Origin of the sequence: Cupriavidus sp. Agwp_2, assembly GCF_040784895.1 — a bacterium.
Taxonomy (GTDB): Bacteria; Pseudomonadota; Gammaproteobacteria; order Burkholderiales; family Burkholderiaceae; genus Cupriavidus.
In genome coordinates this window covers 1,820,546-1,837,332 of the sequence record NZ_CP088083.1, presented here as the reverse complement: position 1 = coordinate 1,837,332, position 16,787 = coordinate 1,820,546, and the positions used below count along the sequence as shown (strand labels likewise).

The following is a 16,787-nucleotide window of genomic DNA, read 5'->3' as shown; positions in this document are numbered from 1 at the left end:
TGTCCAGCCGGTTTTGAAAGGTCGTCCCTTCCGCTGAATTCAAATGTCGGAGCGAGCGTGCTTTTTGTGCGGGGTTGGCGTCTTTTGCGGGGTGGTGGTGGGGCGGTGGTGCTGGCCTGACGTGACAGAATTTAGCCCAGGGTGGGGCAATGGATTCACGGTGGGCAAAGTTAAAATGTCCGCCTTCTCATTGCGCGGCGGCGCCGCCATCGCGCGCTCCAGATCGAGCCGGTTGATCAGCCGCTGCCGCTTGGTGTTGGGCGCCGGCCGGTGTGGGCGCGGCGGCTCGCCGGCCAGCGTGCGCGACGGCCCGATGGTTTGCCGGCTGTCGCGCCGCGCCTGCACCTGCGCGGCAATGGCCAGCACGTGCCCGAGCCGCTTGTTCTCGACGATCGCGCCCTGGTCGACCTCGGCGAGCTTGTCAAAGGTGGTGTAGGGCAGGGACGCGCCGTCGGCCCACAGCTCGATCCGCCCGTCCGGATACTCGGCGACCTCGAGGTAGCGGTGGACCAGGCGCCGGTGCTCGGGCCGGTCCTCGAGCAGGTACAGCACCTTGTCATACTGCAGCGTGAGGCTGGCCGACACCTTGCGCCACTCGCGCCAGCTGAAGATCCGCTCCAGATCCTCATCGCCGCGCAGCGGCCGGTGCGCATCAAAGTCGCTGCGCGGCACCTTGGCAAAGCGCGCGTTGAAGTCGGCGATGAAATGCGCGGCAAAGGCATTGGCCGCATCCATCGTGCTGATGCCGCGCAGCCGCAGCTCCTTGACCAGCCGGTCCTGCAGTGTGCCGTTCATGCGCTCGACGCGGCCCTTGGCCGGGCTCGAATTGGCGCACAGGATGTCGATATTCAACTCGAACAGCGCGCGCCCGAACTGGGTGTAGCCGCGCCCCTCGGCGCTGTCCCGGGCATTGACCCGGAAGACACTGAACTTGTCGCTGTAGAACGCCATCGGCTTGCCGTGGCGCTCAATGTAGGCGCGTGTGGCGGTGAAGTACGCTGGTGTGGATTCCGATGGGACGAACAGCAACTGCATCAGCCGACTGGTGGCATCGTCGACAAACACCAGTAGCGTGCAGGCCGGGGCCCGGTCCTCGAACCAGGCGTGGTCGCTGCCGTCGATCTGCACCAGCTCGCCCAGGCAGGCGCGGCGGTTGCGCGGCTGGTGCACCTTGGGCGGGCGCAGCTTCCTGGGGATCCAAAAACCGGCGTCGATCATGATCCGGCGCACCGTTTCCGTGGCCAGGTTGATGCCATGGCGCTCGCGCAGCTTCTCGGCCGCCAGCGTGGGGCCGAAGTCGGCGTAGCTGTCGCGGATCAGGCCCCGGACACGGGATTCCAGCCCGGGCGGGAGCTGGCGGTTGCTGTCACGACCACGCTTGCGCGAGCCCAAGCCGACGGGACCGTCCTCACGGTAGCGTAGTACCAGACGTTCCACCTGACGCCGTGATAAGCCGAGCTTCTCGGCCGCGCGCCATACCGACAGGCCATGATCGACCACGGCCTGAATCACCTTGAGCCGATCGAGTTCGCGCATAGTCATCGTGATGGTCTCGGGCTTGCGCATCGCGGCCTCCGGTCTCGGACAGACGGAAAGCCGCCAGCATGCCAGCCTTGGCAAGGGGGTACGACATTTCTATTTGGCTCAAGTACGACATTACTATTTGGCTCAAGTACGACATTACTATTTGGCTCAAGTACGACATTACTATTTGGCTCAAGTACGACATTACTATTTGGCTCAAGTACGACATTACTATTTGGGCCTAACATTTTTGTTTCGCATAATGTATGTTATGTTAAATCAAGTTGATGGCGCACGCAGGTCAAGACACCGTCTCATCCCCGTAACAGCGCGGACCGGGGCTGCGCACGGACCAAGGTGGCGTGCAGGCGCCAGCCTGCGGAATCGGTCAGAGGACGATACCGCGCTCTGCCTTTAGCTCGGGGACGTCGCTTTTCTCGCCAAGCATGTCCATGAGCTCGCGTTCGATTTTGTGTGAGATCTGTGCCATGGGTACGTCATTGGCGTTGCCTTCGAACGGGTTCTCGGTACTTTCGCCCACCTGCTCCAGCGCTAGGTACATCCACGAGATCATAGTGCCGAATGGAATGACCAGCCAGATCATGTTGCCATGCATGAAGCCTGAAACGCCGGCATTGAGCTTTTCGAACTCTGTAAGCAGCCCAAAGGGCAGCAGCACACAAAAGGTACGGACAAACAGCTTGTTGATGACCGCATATTGCCTGGGGTACGGATAGTCCTTGATGCGCTCCGCTCGCCCTTGCTGCGCGATGAAGCCCCTGAGCAATCCTCCCAACTCCAGGTAGAAGGCATTGCTGATCTCGCCCGCGTCAAGGAACCGCTTGATCGTCGCTGACTGCATTCCCAGTAACCGGCTGGTCTTGCTCTCGGCATGCGAAAGCGAGTCGAGCTCGGCCTTTGGCAGGTATCGCGCGAGCGCCTTATCCAATGGCGTTTCCCACTCCGGGATCCGGTAGTACTTGCGGTACTCCACGATGGATGCCTTGCCCGCGTTTTCCCACACCCTTGGGGTCCTCAGCTGGTAACGCAGCGCCGTCAGCCAGGCGCAATGCCTTAGGATCAGTTCGCGCGCGCCCGGCTGCCCTGCCAGGAAATCCCGGCTCATCACGCCCAGGCACCGGCTGCCATTCAGAATTTCGGTCCAGATCTGGTGGGCCTCCAGCGCCCTGCTGTAAGTCTGCACGTTCCTGAAACCCACGATAAACGAAGTGGCCGTTCCCAGAAGCACCACAACCGAAACCGGGATTGACAGCCATTTCAGTCCCAGGAACTGGTAGAGCATGACTGGCAGCGATGCGCATGCTACCGAGGCATAGAGTTGCCGTCTCGACCAGAACGTGAACTCGGATATTGAGTACGATTTTCCAAGGTGCATGGTGCATGCGTCTCACTAATTACTCCCTGCCGCCAGCCGCATCAGTGCGGCATCGATGGCATCCAGCGACGCGTGCAGGCCGGCCGCATGCGCCTCGTCCCTGAGCTGGCGCAGGTTCTCGCGAAGCGCCGGCGTGCCGCCGCCCTCCTCTTCCTGCCCGGCGTCGACCAGGGCGCGGCCCCTGCGGATCAGGAAGTCGCCCCAGGGGAACGGCTCAGGCCGCATGTAGTCCTGTAGCGCCGCCAGGTAGCGATCCGCTTCCTGCCAGCGCCGCAACGACACGGAAACGTCGATCGCGGCTTCCAGCAGGTCGACGTGGCAATGGCTCACGCAGCCCTGCGCCAGGATCGCTTCGGCCTGCCGCAAGGCGTCGAGTTGCCGGCCGGGATCGCGCGTGGTGCGTGCCAGGAAACCCAGCACGGTGGGGCCCGAGTAGCGCAGCCCGCTGGCGTGGCTCAGTTGCAGCGCCTCATCGAGCAGTGCCTCGGCTTCCTGCATCTGGCCGAGCGCGCCGAGGGCGAGGCCAAGCCGCGCCAGCACCTCGGCCTCGAAGCGGCGCGCGCCCAGCCGGCGCGTCAGCGCCAGGGCCAGCCGCGCTTGCGCTTCAGCGCGCGGCCAGTCGCCGGCCAGCTGCGCGGTCGAAGTCATGACGTCGTAGGCCAGCATTTCGCTGCGCGCATCGCCGATGCGCTGGGCCAGCCGCAGCCCTTCCTCGCAACCGGCACGCGCCGCATCGAGCTGGTTGCGGAACAGCTCCACCGCGCCCACCATCGGCAGGTTGGCGCATTCGATGCGGACAAAGCCGTGTGCCCGCGCCAGTTCGACGCAGCGGGCAAAGTGCGCATGGGCGGTAATCATGCGGCCTTGCTGGTAGTAGGCATCGCCGAGGCCGCCAAGCGCACGCGCCTCGCCCAGCACCGATCCGGCTGCGCGTGCGTGGCCGAGGGCGCGCTGGTGGGCGGCGAGGCACTGGTCCATGTCGCCCATCGGGAAATAGAGGTTGCCGCGCAGCGATTCGATCTCGGCCAGCCGCTCGGACTGGCCCAGCGCGGCGGCGGCCTGCTCGGCCTCGCGCAGCGCTGACAGGGCTTCGTCATGGCGGTCGAGCAGGCGCAGGGCCGCCGCCGTGCCCTGCCATGCCCGCGCCTGCTGCGCCGCCCCGCTCGCAAGCGGCTGGGCCTGCCGGAACGCCTGCAGCGATTGCGCGGCTAAACCCAGATCCAGCGCCAGCTCGCCATGCAGGCAGGCAAGCGCATGCCGGCAAGCGTCATCGCTGTCGAGCCGCCGCGCGCGTTCGACCAGGCGCAGCGCGCGCTCGCCGCGGAAGTGCGCCGCCTCGTGCCGTGCCGCGGCGGCATAGGCCTCGGGCGCGCCGGAATCGCCCGCGGCGTCGAGGTGCTCGGCCTTCAGTGCCGGGTCCCTGCCCTCGTACCAGGCGGCCGCGCGCCGGTGCAGGTTCTGCCGGCGCGACTTGAGCAGCGAGGCGTACACCGACTCATGGATCAGCGCGTGCATGAACAAGTAATCCTCGCCTTCCGGCCGCGTCATGGCGGCCATGACCAGGTGCTCGCACGCATAGGCGGGATCCTGGATCAGGTGCCGCAGCGCGGCGGGGCTGAAGCGCTGGCCCAGCACGGCAGCGGCTTGCAGCGCCTGCCGGTCGGCGGTGGAGAAGCGGTCCAGCCGCGCCAGCACGATGCTCTGCAGCGTCCCGGGCAGTTCGTCCCCGCCGGTTTCCGCGCCCGCCTCGGCGCCGCGCAGCAATTGGTCGAGGAACAGCGGATTCCCTTCCGCCCGGCGGATGCAGGACGCGGCCATGGCGGGATCGACCTGCCGGTAGCAGGCCGCCAGTTCGTGCGCTTCGGTATCGTCCAGCGGCCCGAGATCGATGGTGGTCAGCGGCGCGCCCTGACTGGTCGCGCGCCACGCCGCATCGACCGGGTCGTGCTCCGGGCGCACGGTCAGCACGAGCAGCAGCGCATGGTTGCGCGTTGCCGCGGCCAGCTGCGCGAGGCAGTCGAGCACCGTACGCTCCGCCCAGTGCACGTCTTCGACCACGATCAGCTGCGCCCGGGCGGCACTGCGCCGGATAGCCAGCGCTACCATCAGGCGCTGCGCGCCGCGCTGCCGGCTGGCGGCATCCATCGCGGCCAGTGCGGCGGCATGCTCGGGGGACTGGGGCAGCTCCAGCATGTCGCGCGCAAACATGAGGTCTTGCTCCGCAAGTTGCCAGGCGGTGAGCCTGCCTTCGAGGGCCGCCCCGTTGCCGCCCTCCGCATCGGAACGCGGCGCGGCGCCCAGCAGGCTGCGCGCGAGCATGCGCATGGGATCGCCGCCGCTGCCGGCGCCGAAGTCAAGCACCAGGGCCCGGTGCGCTTCCATCCCGCGTTCGCGCGCCAGCGCGACGAAGCGTCCGGCCAGCCGGCTCTTGCCGATGCCGGCCTCGCCGCGGATCAATACGACGCGGCCATGGCCCGAGCGCAGGCAGCTGTCGGCCACGCCGGCCAGTTGGGCCAGTTCCGCGTGCCGCCCGATGAAGGCGTGCTCGGCCGGCGCCTGCTCCACCCCTAGGAATCGCCGTACGTGCCACAGCGGGATCGGCTCGGCCACGCCGGGCAACGCGGCCCGGGCCGCGCAATCGGCTTCCAGGCGTCCGGGCAGCGCCTGGTAGACCCGGTTGGACACCATGGTGGCGCCGGCCCCGGCAGCTTCCATCGCCTGCAAGGCCACGCCGACCGGGCCGCCGGTCAGCATCATGCCGCTGTCACCATAGGCCGCCAGCACCTGCCCGCTTGCCAGGCCCACCCGGGCCTGCAGCCGAGCCTCGGCGGCACCGGCCAACCGCGCCAGCCCGGCATGCAGCGCCCCCGCGGTGTGCAGCGCGCGCTCGGCGTCGTTGCCGTGCGCCACCGGAACCCCAAACACGATGGTCAGCCGGGTGCCGATTTCATCAGTAATGTGGCCGCCGCAGGCGCCCGCCAGGGCGCGGGCCTGCTGGCGCCAGCAGGCCAGGGCCTGGTGCAGTTGCTCGGGTTCCAGCGCGCCGGCAGCGCCCTCGTCCAGGCTGGCCACCAGCACCACCGCATGGCGCAGTTGCGGCTCGGGTGTCAGGGCGGCCGCCAGCGTGGCGGCGGATGGGGCCATGTCCGAACCGGCCGTTTGCACGGCGGCGTCGTCACCGCCCGGGCTGCCCGCTGCCGGCTCGCGCCGCGCGCGCAGGATGGCCTGGTACAGCGCGTCGGTCTCGGGCTCGGGCGACACGCCGAGCTCGCGTTGGAGTGCCGCCCGGCACAGCCGGTATTGCTTGAGCGCCAGCGCCTGCCTGCCCTGCCGCTCATACAGCCGGATCAGCGCCCGGTGCACGGCTTCCTGCAGCGGGTCGAGCGCAAGCAGGCGCGTGGCGCTGGCGATGGCAAGGTCGGTCGCGCCGGCCTGCTCGTGATGCGCCAGCAACTTCGCCAGGACGCCCAGCGCCACGCCGCGCAGGCGCTCACGCTCGATTGCCAGCCAGTGGTCGAAGGCCGGCGCGGCGGCGTGGAAGCCCTCCAGCAAGTCGTCCCGGTACAGGTCCGCGGCGCGGGCCAGCGACGCCGGCGTGGCTTCACGGGCACACTGCTCGAACTCGCACACGTCCACCGAGATCTCGCCCAGCATCACGCAGTCGCCTTCCGCCAGTACCACGTGCTGGCCGTGCGTGCCGGCATCGTCCAGCGCGCGGCGTGCAGCGCTCAGCGCCTGGCGCAGGCTGCTGCGCGCCTGCTCGGCATTGCTCTCCGCCCAGCACAGCGCGGCCAGCTTGTCGCGCGGCTGGGCCCGCCCCTGGGCCAGCGCGAGATAGGCCAGCACGGCGCGCGCCTTGCGCGCCGTCAGCGGAATCGGCGTGCCGTCGGCGGAACTGAGGTGGAAACCGCCGAACAGGTCAAGACGGGCGCGGGTCATGGGATGGAGGCTGGCAAGCCCATCATTTATAGGCGACGCCAAAGGACTACGCTGCGTAGCCCCGCCGCAAAGAGAATCAATCGCTACTTTCACGCCCGCGGCAACTTTCACGCTTCTTTCACGCAGGACTGCCGGACCCCTTCACGGCCCCTGCCTAGTATCAGCACAACCTCGGGCGCGAGGCACCACCGCGGCGCGCGCGAACGGTCAATTTCATCGGGACAAGGGCTGTCTCCATCACACTGGAAGGATTGCGTCATGGCACATACTGATTCGCGGAGTGTTTCGGTCTCAAGCACCAACGCCAGCTCGATCGAGCGCTTCGAGGCGGCCCTGGAGCTGCTGCACGGCTACTACGGCGACCCGCTCACCGTGATCGACCATGCGCTGGCGGAAGATCCCGGCTTCGTGATGGGGCATGCGCTGCGCGCCGGGATGATGATCACCGCCGGCGACGGCACCGTAGCGCCGCTGCTGCGGGAAAGCGTCGAAGCCGGCGAGGCGCTGTCCGCCGGCGCGAACGAGCGCGAACGCCGGCATATCGCCGCGGCGCGCGCGTGGCTGGATGGCCACTTCACATGCTCGATCCAGCTCTACGGCGACATCGTGATCGACTATCCGCGCGACAGCCTGGCGCTGCAGGTTGCCCATATCGGCGACTTCCTGCTTGGGCAGTCCACCCTGCTGCGTGACCGCATCGCCCAGGTGCTGCCCCACTGGAATACCCGCGTGCCGGGCTTCGGCTATGTGCTGGGCATGCATGCCTTCGGCCTGGAGGAAACGCACCGGTACGAGCAGGCCGAGGAGCGCGGCCGCTTCGCGCTGGAGCTGAACCCGCGCGATCCCTGGGCGATCCATGCGGTGGCCCACGTGATGGAAATGCAAGGCCGCCAGGACGAAGGCATCGACTGGCTGAGCGGGCGTGCCGGCGACTGGTCGCAGGACAACATGATGGCCGTGCACAACTGGTGGCACCTGGCCCTGTTCCACCTGGAGCTCGGCCATGCCAGGCAGGTGCTGGACATCTACGACGCGCATATCCGCGAAAACCAGTCTTCAGTCGCGCTGGAACTGATCGATGCCTGCGCCATGCTGTGGCGTCTGCACTTGCGCGGCATCGACGTGGGCTCGCGCTGGAATGAACTGGCCGACACCTGGCAGGCCCGCGATGCGCAAGGGTACTACGCTTTCAACGACACCCATGCGGCGATGGCCTTCCTGTGCGCGGGGCGCGATGACGCACTCACCGCCCTGCTCGCCGGCATGCGCGCCGCTGCAGCCGGAGGCGGCTGCAACGCCATGATGACGCGCGAGGTCGGCCTGCCGGTGACCGAGGCCCTGGTCGCCTTCTCCCGGGGCAACTATGGCCGTGCTATCGGGTTGCTGATGCCGGTACGCCAGATCGCGCATCGCTTCGGCGGCAGCCATGCCCAGCGAGACCTGATCAACCTGACCCTGATCGAGGCGGCGCTGCGCGGTGAACACGCCAACCTGGCCTGCGCGCTGGCGGCCGAGCGCATGGAGCTCAAGCCGATGAACCCGAGCCTCAGCAAGCTGGTGCAACGCGCGTCCGCGCTACAGCGCGAGGCGACGGACGGCCGGCAGGACGCGGCAGCGGCGAAGGCGGCATAGGGGCTGTCACCTGTGGCGGGCGGGCGCCAGATGCCCGCTTTCCATGACCACGCGCCGCCTCGCTAAGGTATGCTTTCGCCTTCGAAACGGTCTTCTCAGAGGAAGAAATGCGGCGCGTCGTATTCAATCAGAAGGGCGGTGTTGGCAAGTCAACAATTGTATGCAATCTTGCGGCAATCAGCGCCAGCGAAGGCTTGCGCACTTTGGTCGTCGACCTGGATGCGCAAGGCAACTCGACCCAATACCTGATGGGCGCGCGCGCCAGCGAGGCGAGTCCGAGCGCGGCAAACTTCTTCGAAGCGTCCCTGACCTACAGCTTCAAGCCGGTGGACCTGACGTCGTATATCCATTCGACGCCCTTCGAGAACCTCGACGTGATGCCAGCGCATGCCGACCTTGACGCCCTGCATGGCAAGCTTGAGTCCCGCTACAAGATCTACAAGCTGCGCGACGCCCTGCTCGAACTGGAGTCGGTCTACGACGCCATTTACATCGACACACCGCCAGCCCTGAATTTCTATACGCGCTCTGCACTGATTGCCGTGGAGCGCTGCCTGATCCCGTTCGACTGCGATGACTTCTCGCGCCGTGCCCTTTACACGCTGCTCGATAACGTGAAGGAAATCCAGCAAGACCACAACGACGCGCTGCAGGTCGAGGGCATCGTCATCAACCAGTTCCAGCCGCGCGCCAGCTTGCCGATAAAGCTGGTCGAAGAACTGATCAGCGAGGGGCTGCCGGTACTTGCGTCGCGGCTGTCTTCCTCGGTAAAGATCCGGGAATCGCACCAGCACGCTACTCCCATGATTCACCTGGATCCGCGCCATAAGCTCGCGCAGGAATACGTGGCGTTGCACCGGGAGTTGGCTGGCTGAAAACTGCACGTGCGCCCGGGTCAGGCAGCCCCCCTGCTTCGCGGACGCGTACCAGGCGCTGGCGGTGGTGTCAGTACTACCAGAACAGGAAGTGCCGATGCTGCCGTGCCTGGGCTTCGCGAGGCGACCGGGCCTCAGGGCTGAACCGCGCCTCCGGGTCGACAACCCGTGCCCGCAGTGCCATATCGTAGAACGCGCCTACCATCGGCAGGGCGCTGCGCGCGCCCTGCCCCCAGTAGTCGCCGAGCGTCACGCGCCCATCATCAAAGCCCGCCCACGCGCCCGCGACCAGTTGGGGATGCATCAGGATGAACCAGCCATCGGCATTGTCCTGCGTCGTGCCCGTCTTGCCCGCCACGTCGGCGCGAATTCCGAAGCGCGTCCGGATGTCCGCCCCGGTGCCTCGGGCCACGACGTCGCGCATCACATCGACGAGCGTTTGCGCCGCAGCTGAGGGCAGTGCCTGTTCCGGCGATGCGCTCCCAAATTCGGCAAGGACCTTGCCCTCGTGATCCTCGATGCGGGTGACCATGCGCGGCTCGACATAGGCGCCGCGGTTTGCAATCGTGCTGTAAGCCGAGACCATTTCCTTGAGCGTGACCGGGCTCGTGCCGAGCGCTAGCGACGGCACCGGTTCAAGCGCACTCTCGCGCACGCCCATCGCGCGCGCAAGCCGTGCGACTTTTTCGGGGCGTGTCTTTTGCATGAGCTGGGCGGTAACGCGGTTGCGGGAGTACACCAGCGCGTCGCGCAGCGTCATCGGCCGGCCGGTAGGCGGCTCCGCGTCGGTGGGCCGCCACATGGCCTGCCCTTTCAGTGGAATGGCAACGCTGCGGTCTACGATCGTGTCGCCCGGCCGGGCGCCATCTGCGAACGCCGCCCCGTAGACAAACGGCTTGAATGTCGAACCCGGCTGACGCCGGGCCTGCTGCACGTGATCGAACGGTGCGTCCGTGAAATCGCGACTACCGACCCATGCCCTGATATCGCCGTTGCGCGGATCGATCGCGATAAAACCCGCCTGGACCTGCGTCTTGCTTCGGCAGAGGTCACGGACGAAGGTCAGGTTCCGGCCGAGGTTCCTGAGCGCCGTCTGATCCGATTTGCCAGCATCGCGTGCGGCGCGATATTCGGGCGTTTGCCGCATGAACGTCCGGAACAGGTCGTTGCCTGGGTGACAGCCCCGGCGTTCGTTCCATGCCCCGTTCGCGATCCATTGCAGCTGGCTCGCCTGCCAGTTCACCGCCTGCAACGCCATGGCCTGCAGGCGAAAATCTATGGTCGTGCGCACGACAAGCCCGTCGGCGTAGATGTTGTAGCCGTTGCGCTCGGCCCATGCGATCAGCCACTTGCGCAGTTGCACTGAAAAATGCGGCGCGGCGCTTCGCGGCGCGGCCTGCACCTCGAAATTGACCCTGAGGGGCTGTCGGCTCAACCAGATGTAAGCATTGGGCCTGAGCTTCCCGTGCTTGTTCATCTGCCCTAGCACCGTGTTCCGCCGCTGCATGGCGCGCGCCGGATTGAGAACGGGGTTGTAAGTGCTGTTGGCCTTGAGCATGCCGACCAGTGTCGCGCTTTCGAGAATATCGAGCTGATGGGCCGATTTGCCGAAGTAGGTGCGCGCCGCCATTTCCACGCCGTAGGCGTTGTACAGGAACGGCACATTGTTCAGGTACGTCTCAAGGATCTGGTCCTTGCTGTACACGGCTTCGATCTTGAGCGCCGTGATCGCTTCCCTGATCTTGCGTGCCAGGGTCGGGGCGCGGCCGACTTTGTCGGGATACAGGTTGCGCGCGAGCTGCTGCGTGATGGTCGAACCGCCCTGGCGATCGCCGGAGAACGTATGCAGCGCAGCCGCCGCCATGCGCAGCCAGTCGATGCCGTGATGCTCGTAGAAGCGGTGATCCTCGGTTGCGATCAATGCATCCAGCATGTACGGCGAGATCTGCCTGAGCGATACCCACTCGCGATTGACCGGTTTGAATTCGTCGAGCACTCTGCCGTCGACCGACACGATGAGCGCCGGGCGGTCGATGCGAGCTTTCCGAATATCGCTGATGCCAGGTGTAAAAGGCACGAGCGCCAGCACGTACAGCAGGAACAGCACGGGCACCGCGGCGAGGGTCAGGATGACGCCGCGTCGCGTCGGCCGGCGCATGCGTTCCAGCGCGCCCTTGAAGGCGCGCCCTGCCGCCGTGACGCTGGCAACGACCAGCGGTCGGATACGGATGAGCCACCGCGCGCAATACTCTCGAAACAACAATACAGGGCGGCGAATCACGGTGGCGGGACGTTTGGCGGAAAGAGCGGGATCGTACCAAAGCGCGGGAACGCGTCTGGTGCCAAACGTGGATGCGCGGCACCGCGCTAACAATCGATTACATCTGTTTCATTTGGACAGAGTCATTCGTGGCAGGCTGAGCATGGGTCTTGGGCTTTCCCACGAAAACTTGTCGGACAAAGACCGATAGCACTACAAACAGGCAGCGACTAGATTGACCCGCTCGATCTGGCATCTTCATGGGAGGCGAAAACATGCAGGACATTCTTATTCTGACCGTCGGAGGTCTGTTGCTCGCTGCCCTCCTCTTCCCCGGTCACAAAAGCCGGCGAAGCAAGTAATCGATGCAGTCTGGCGACGAGAATCGACGGAGACCCTGGTTCGGCTGACAGCCCTGCCTGACGACCGCCCGGGTTCGCGTCGGTCTGCCATTGAATGGGGTTGCGGCAGGTGGAATCGAACCACCGGCCTCGGGGAGAATAAGACCCGCGCGCTTCCACTGCGCTATGCCGCAATGAGAGCAATTGTGCGACTTTCGACATACGGCCACTGTGCGCTTGCGCACTGGCCGATATAAGAAAAAGAGCGATGGCGATCGTGGGCTCCAGCGCTCGTCAGGTACCCAGGGCGGCGCTATTATCAAATGCAATAACCTGACTCTTGACGCGTTCGGCCCGTCCTTCGCGTCTTTCTGCATCGGAGGGGAAACGTGCCAAACGTAATGTCCGACGGTGTTTCCATCCACTACGAGGTGAAGGGCCAGGGTTCGCCTGTGCTCTTGCTGGCGGGGCTGGCGGGAGTGGGTACATCGTGGGGGCCACAGATCGAGCTGTTCGCCGCGCATCACCAGGTAATCGTGCCCGACCACCGCGGAACCGGCGCGTCCGGGCATACCGCCCGCGATATGACGATTACACAACACGCACGGGACATGGCGCGGGTTGTCGAGGCGGTAGGATGCGGGCCGGTCCACGCGGTCGGTTCCTCAACGGGGGGCGCCATCGCGCAATGGCTGGCGATCCGTCACCGCGAGCTGCTGCGCAGCGCGACCATCGTCTCTTCCATTGCACGCGCGGATGCGTTCTACCGTCGCCAGTTCGAGATGCGGCGACGGATGCTGACCGATTCCGGGATGCGCGCATCCACCGAGGCCAACGCACTGTTCCTTTTCGATGCGAGATTCATGCGCGAACACCCGGAGCAGGTGCAGGCGTGGGTGAACGCGACAGCGGCCGGCACATTTGAACCGGAGATCGGCTTCGCCCGGATCGACATGATCGTGTCGCACGACGCCTTCGACGCTCTTCCGTCGATCACGACGCCGACCCTGGTGATGGTCGGCGAGCGCGATTTCTGCGCCCCGCCCTACTTCTCCGCGGAGATTGCCGAGCGGATTCCGGGAGCCGAGCTTGCCACCCTGGACGGTGGTCACTTCATCTTCCTGGAAAAGCCCGATCTCGTGAACGCCACGATTGAGGCCTTTATCGCCAGGCACGAACAGTGAGCACGGCCTTCCGCTGTTGGTAGCACGCGGGTCAGGACATGCGCCTCTTTGATCTGGATCAGACCCACGTCGCGAGGGAAGACTATTGTTACTGAAATGTTGCAGTTCCGATGAATTTGGACGCAGCGGTTTCCGTAACCAGTTTTCCCTGGAGGGCGCCATGGCCAACCAGCTTGCCGTCTGGCATTCCGACCATATCCATTTCGCCGCACTGCTTGACCTGCTGGAAGAACAGGTGAACGCCTTTTACCGGGAGGAGCCGCCAGACTACGGCCTGATGGGCACGATCATCGATTACCTGCGCAACTATGGCGATCGCGTTCACCACCCTCGCGAGGATGTGGCATACGCCCTGCTCGTTGAGCGATCCCCGGACATGCAAATTGTGGTCAGTCGGCTCCTGCAAGAGCATCGTGTCATTGCCGCGGTGGGCGAGGAGCTGCTCAGCCGGCTGCATGAAGCTGAAAGCGACGTCATCACGTCGCGGACGGCGCTCGAAGCCGCCGCCGCCATGTACCTTGCCTACTATCGCAACCATCTCTCCACTGAGGAAAAACAGGTCATGCCGCGTGCCGCGCAGCGACTGACCGAAAGGGATTGGACCGAAGTCGCGGAGACCGTTCCGGATGGCGCCGATCCCCTGTTTGGAGACAGGGTACAAGCGCGTTTCGCGGCGTTGCGCAAACAGATCGAAGCTGCCTGACAGGGCTACACCTCTTTGGTGTCGAAGACCAGAAGATCCACGCCTGCCTGTGCAAAATTCGCCAGGTCGGCCGCGGCCGCGGCGCCCTCTGGCGAAGCGAGAGCCTGCTGCATTGCCTCCAGGGAATCGAAGGTAAGCAACGCTACCAGATGGAAAGGTGATTGCCCGGCTGGCGTCTCCACCGGACTGCTGCTTACCTCGTAAGCCTGCAAGCCGGGCATCTTCCTGGCAATCGGAATGTGCTTCGAGAAGTAGTGCGCGTCGAACGCCGCCTTGTCGGCGGGCATCTTGTACAGTGCGACAAGCTTTGCCATGTTGATCTTCCGGTTGGGCAAGCCTGGGGCGGATCGAAATGGCGCGCCAAGGCACGCGGCGCACTTGCGATCTGCCCTGCTTGCGTACAGCGGCTATTTCACGTGCAGGATGACGGTCCCCTCGGCAATCGTCGGCGCGCTGGCACCGGTACCGGTCGCGTTCTCGGCAATCCATTCCCTGGCTTTCTTGACGCTCTCATCCACGCCCGCTTTGTCATTGCAGGTCGTCACGGAGAATCCGCCATCGGTGGTCCGCACGAGCGTATAGCTCACCAAGCCCTGGACCGAGCGCATCAGGGATTCGACTTCCGGTGTCCGCTTTTCCAGCAGATCAAATAGCGCCCTGGCCCCGCTTCCGGCATAAGTCCTGATAACAGTGTGCATGATTCGTCCCTCCATCGAATGACCCCGGATTTCGCGAAGTCGCGCAAAGAAGGATGTGATGGCACCAGTTTAGGTGCGACCAGAGCTTCCATGAAAGACGGGCGGAAGACTGCTACGGCTGCCACGCGCTTGTCGGACAACGCCTGATAGCGGCGCGGTGACGTGGGCAGACACTGAGGGCACAACCTCCGGAGACGACCATGGCCAGCAAGAACATCCACGTCGTGCCTACCCATAACGGTTGGGCCGTTGAAGCGGAAGGTGGCGCCGGCAGGCAGCAGCGATTCACTTCCATGGATCACGCGATTGCCACCGGCAGGGAAAAGGCCAGGCGTGCAAAGGTGGAACTGCTTGTCCACGGCCGTGACCGCCAGATCGTGGAGCGAAGCTCGTTTGGCGATCCGGGCGACGTCGCGGGCTGATTTGGCCAGTCCCTCCGCGGGCCCGCCGCGGATTGCGAATGATTCTCGCGTGCACTATGCTCAAGACTCCCTCGAAACGGAGACTCCCATGCTGAAGCTTGGTGCGCTGATGGCAATGATCCTGGTGTCCGGTTCAGCACTGGCTAGCGCGAAATGTCCCGCGCACCCCAAGAGCGAATGGATGAAGGAAAGCGATGCCCGCGCCAAAATCGAGGCGCAGGGCTACAACATCAAGAAATTCAAGGTTGACGGAAATTGCTACGAGATCTACGGCACCACCAAGGATGGGAAAAAGGCTGAGATCTATTTCGATACCAAGACACTGGACGTGGTCAAGTCAGAAATCGAGAAGTAACGACACGGGTTTCCGTCGTCCCTGCCCTGCCGTACCATGCAGCCTTCGCGCCGGTCCATTCTGGTCTGGGACCCCATTGTCCGAATGACGCACTGGAGCGTGGCGGCACTGGTGCTGTGGGATCTGTACGAGGATTCCGGCGGGCCGCTGCACCGCAATCTCGGCTATGCCGCCGCGTGCCTGGTGCTGATCCGCGTGGCGTGGGGTGTCGCAGGGTCGGGCGCAGGGAATTTCCGCGCGTGGATGCCCACCCGTCACGGGGTACTGGCCTATCTCAAGGCCGCCGCCGCCGGGCGCCCGCCCCGCTATCTGAGCCACAGTCCGCTTGGCGCCATGATGATGCTGACGCTGTGGATCTTCATCCTCGCACTGGCATTTACCGGTTGGCTATCACGGCTGGACCTGTTCTGGGGGGAAGACGGCCCCAAGGATTTCCACGCCATCCTGGCCTACGTGTTGATGGCGCTGGTCGGCATCCATATCGCCGCTGCATGCTTCATGAGTTGGCTGCACAAAGAGAACCTGATGCTGGCCATGGTCACCGGCAGGAAACCGGCGCACGAGGAAGACAGCCCGCCGACGGACGCTGAATCAGCAACCGCGGCGGGATCACCTGCAATACCCGCCGCCTCCGCGGCAAAGCCCGGTGCCGAAGCGCCACCGCTCCGCCAGCATTGACCCTTCCATTAACCCTTCCCTTGCGCCTTCAGAAGGAGCGCGCCATGGCGACCCTAGCCCTTTCAAGCGGGACAACGATCGGCGAGATTGCGGACCGCATCTATCGCATCTCCACGCCGGTCGAGATCCCTGGCGGTGTCGGCTTCTCGTTTAACCAGTACCTGATCGACGACGAAGACCCGCTGCTGTTTCATACCGGCTTGCGCAGGCTGTTTCCGGTTGTCAGCGAGGCCGTCGAGCGGATCATGCCAATCGATCGTTTGCGCTATGTCGGTTTCTCGCATTTCGAGTCTGACGAATGCGGCGCGCTCAATGCGTTTCTCGCTGCCGCGCCGCGGGCGGAGCCACTGTGTGGCCAGATCGCGGCCATGGTCTCGGTGAGTGACTATGCCGACCGGCCGCCACGCGCGCTGGATGATGGCGAGACAATCTCGCTCGGGCAGCACAGCGTGCGCTGGCTGGACACACCGCATCTGCCGCATGCATGGGAGTGCGGGTTCCTCATGGAGACCACGTCGGCAACGCTGCTCTGTGGGGACTTGTTTACCCAGGGCGGCTCGCATCCCCCGCCGCTGACCGAAGGTGACATCCTCGATCCGAGCGAGGCGTTTCGTCGCAAGATGGACTACTTCTCGCACACCAGGAACGCCCGCGCCATGCTGGAACGCCTCGCTGCCTTGCAGCCGACGACGCTTGCCTGCATGCATGGCAGCGCCTGGCGCGGCGATGGCGCGGCCTTGCTGCGCGCGCTCGCCGACAGCGTCGAACGCGGCTAGCCCT

Annotated in this window: 14 protein-coding genes and 1 tRNA gene; 8 read left to right on the top strand and 7 right to left on the bottom strand. The window is 65.1% G+C overall.

All coding sequences use genetic code 11. The annotated features are described in order from the left end of the window. Nucleotides 1-39: 39 nt before the first annotated feature. From LPA45_RS08470 to LPA45_RS08460, 3 genes are all read right to left on the bottom strand, one after another. On the bottom strand, nucleotides 40-1,566 hold the full coding sequence (locus tag LPA45_RS08470; RefSeq protein ID WP_271815661.1) for an ISNCY family transposase: 1,527 nt from the start codon (nucleotides 1,564-1,566) through the stop codon (nucleotides 40-42). A 346-nt stretch (nucleotides 1,567-1,912) separates the two neighbouring features. Further along, nucleotides 1,913-2,920 carry a bestrophin family protein gene (locus tag LPA45_RS08465; RefSeq protein ID WP_317920053.1) on the bottom strand — a complete coding sequence of 336 codons (1,008 nt, stop codon included), beginning with the start codon at nucleotides 2,918-2,920 and terminating at the stop codon, nucleotides 1,913-1,915. 15 nt (nucleotides 2,921-2,935) lie between these two features. Continuing rightward, nucleotides 2,936-6,859 carry a BTAD domain-containing putative transcriptional regulator gene (locus tag LPA45_RS08460; protein ID WP_317920054.1) on the bottom strand — a complete coding sequence of 1,308 codons (3,924 nt, stop codon included), beginning with the start codon at nucleotides 6,857-6,859 and terminating at the stop codon, nucleotides 2,936-2,938. Between the two features lie 258 nt (nucleotides 6,860-7,117). Here LPA45_RS08460 and LPA45_RS08455 point away from each other — a divergent pair, with 258 nt between their 5' ends. After that, complete coding sequence (locus LPA45_RS08455) at nucleotides 7,118-8,491, top strand: tetratricopeptide repeat protein (RefSeq protein ID WP_317920055.1); 1,374 nt, start codon at nucleotides 7,118-7,120, stop codon at nucleotides 8,489-8,491. A 107-nt stretch (nucleotides 8,492-8,598) separates the two neighbouring features. After that, nucleotides 8,599-9,366, top strand: a complete 768-nt coding sequence (locus tag LPA45_RS08450) for a ParA family protein (protein ID WP_116323015.1) — start codon at nucleotides 8,599-8,601, stop codon at nucleotides 9,364-9,366. Between the two features lie 76 nt (nucleotides 9,367-9,442). On the opposite strand, the gene LPA45_RS08445 is transcribed toward LPA45_RS08450, so the two are convergent. Together LPA45_RS08445 and LPA45_RS08440 are read right to left on the bottom strand one after the other, a co-directional pair. Further along, on the bottom strand, nucleotides 9,443-11,644 hold the full coding sequence (locus LPA45_RS08445) for a penicillin-binding protein 1A (protein ID WP_376790642.1): 2,202 nt from the start codon (nucleotides 11,642-11,644) through the stop codon (nucleotides 9,443-9,445). Between the two features lie 444 nt (nucleotides 11,645-12,088). Next, nucleotides 12,089-12,161, bottom strand: a tRNA-OTHER gene (locus LPA45_RS08440). Between the two features lie 207 nt (nucleotides 12,162-12,368). Between LPA45_RS08440 and LPA45_RS08435 the strand changes: the two genes are divergently transcribed. Next, on the top strand, nucleotides 12,369-13,151 hold the full coding sequence (locus tag LPA45_RS08435; protein ID WP_233528387.1) for an alpha/beta fold hydrolase: 783 nt from the start codon (nucleotides 12,369-12,371) through the stop codon (nucleotides 13,149-13,151). Nucleotides 13,152-13,311: 160 nt separating this feature from the next. Then, complete coding sequence (locus tag LPA45_RS08430; protein WP_116323018.1) at nucleotides 13,312-13,854, top strand: hemerythrin domain-containing protein; 543 nt, start codon at nucleotides 13,312-13,314, stop codon at nucleotides 13,852-13,854. Between the two features lie 5 nt (nucleotides 13,855-13,859). Here the strand turns inward: LPA45_RS08430 and LPA45_RS08425 are convergent, their stop codons facing one another. Beyond that, a complete protein-coding gene (locus LPA45_RS08425) occupies nucleotides 13,860-14,168 on the bottom strand; it encodes an EthD family reductase (protein ID WP_317920056.1) in 309 nt (102 codons plus the stop codon). 93 nt (nucleotides 14,169-14,261) lie between these two features. After that, complete coding sequence (locus LPA45_RS08420) at nucleotides 14,262-14,552, bottom strand: hypothetical protein (protein WP_116323020.1); 291 nt, start codon at nucleotides 14,550-14,552, stop codon at nucleotides 14,262-14,264. A gap of 200 nt (nucleotides 14,553-14,752) precedes the next feature. On the opposite strand from LPA45_RS08420, the gene LPA45_RS08415 reads away from it, so the two are divergent. From LPA45_RS08415 to LPA45_RS08400, 4 genes are all read left to right on the top strand, one after another. After that, nucleotides 14,753-14,974 carry a DUF2188 domain-containing protein gene (locus LPA45_RS08415; RefSeq protein WP_317920057.1) on the top strand — a complete coding sequence of 74 codons (222 nt, stop codon included), beginning with the start codon at nucleotides 14,753-14,755 and terminating at the stop codon, nucleotides 14,972-14,974. Between the two features lie 88 nt (nucleotides 14,975-15,062). Then, a complete protein-coding gene (locus LPA45_RS08410) occupies nucleotides 15,063-15,329 on the top strand; it encodes a PepSY domain-containing protein (RefSeq protein WP_116323022.1) in 267 nt (88 codons plus the stop codon). A 36-nt stretch (nucleotides 15,330-15,365) separates the two neighbouring features. Further along, nucleotides 15,366-16,007, top strand: coding sequence for a cytochrome b/b6 domain-containing protein (locus LPA45_RS08405; RefSeq protein ID WP_317920058.1), 642 nt, complete (start codon nucleotides 15,366-15,368; stop codon nucleotides 16,005-16,007). Between the two features lie 44 nt (nucleotides 16,008-16,051). Further along, nucleotides 16,052-16,783 carry an MBL fold metallo-hydrolase gene (locus tag LPA45_RS08400; protein WP_317920059.1) on the top strand — a complete coding sequence of 244 codons (732 nt, stop codon included), beginning with the start codon at nucleotides 16,052-16,054 and terminating at the stop codon, nucleotides 16,781-16,783. Nucleotides 16,784-16,787 lie beyond the last annotated feature (4 nt).

Coding starts and splice junctions, on each gene's coding strand:
- LPA45_RS08470 (WP_271815661.1), bottom strand. CDS start 1,566: ATGCGCAAGCCCGAGACCATCACGATGACTATGCGCGAACTCGATCGG.
- LPA45_RS08465 (WP_317920053.1), bottom strand. CDS start 2,920: ATGCACCTTGGAAAATCGTACTCAATATCCGAGTTCACGTTCTGGTCG.
- LPA45_RS08460 (WP_317920054.1), bottom strand. CDS start 6,859: ATGACCCGCGCCCGTCTTGACCTGTTCGGCGGTTTCCACCTCAGTTCC.
- LPA45_RS08455 (WP_317920055.1), top strand. CDS start 7,118: ATGGCACATACTGATTCGCGGAGTGTTTCGGTCTCAAGCACCAACGCC.
- LPA45_RS08450 (WP_116323015.1), top strand. CDS start 8,599: ATGCGGCGCGTCGTATTCAATCAGAAGGGCGGTGTTGGCAAGTCAACA.
- LPA45_RS08435 (WP_233528387.1), top strand. CDS start 12,369: ATGTCCGACGGTGTTTCCATCCACTACGAGGTGAAGGGCCAGGGTTCG.
- LPA45_RS08430 (WP_116323018.1), top strand. CDS start 13,312: ATGGCCAACCAGCTTGCCGTCTGGCATTCCGACCATATCCATTTCGCC.
- LPA45_RS08425 (WP_317920056.1), bottom strand. CDS start 14,168: ATGGCAAAGCTTGTCGCACTGTACAAGATGCCCGCCGACAAGGCGGCG.
- LPA45_RS08420 (WP_116323020.1), bottom strand. CDS start 14,552: ATGCACACTGTTATCAGGACTTATGCCGGAAGCGGGGCCAGGGCGCTA.
- LPA45_RS08415 (WP_317920057.1), top strand. CDS start 14,753: ATGGCCAGCAAGAACATCCACGTCGTGCCTACCCATAACGGTTGGGCC.
- LPA45_RS08410 (WP_116323022.1), top strand. CDS start 15,063: ATGCTGAAGCTTGGTGCGCTGATGGCAATGATCCTGGTGTCCGGTTCA.
- LPA45_RS08405 (WP_317920058.1), top strand. CDS start 15,366: ATGCAGCCTTCGCGCCGGTCCATTCTGGTCTGGGACCCCATTGTCCGA.
- LPA45_RS08400 (WP_317920059.1), top strand. CDS start 16,052: ATGGCGACCCTAGCCCTTTCAAGCGGGACAACGATCGGCGAGATTGCG.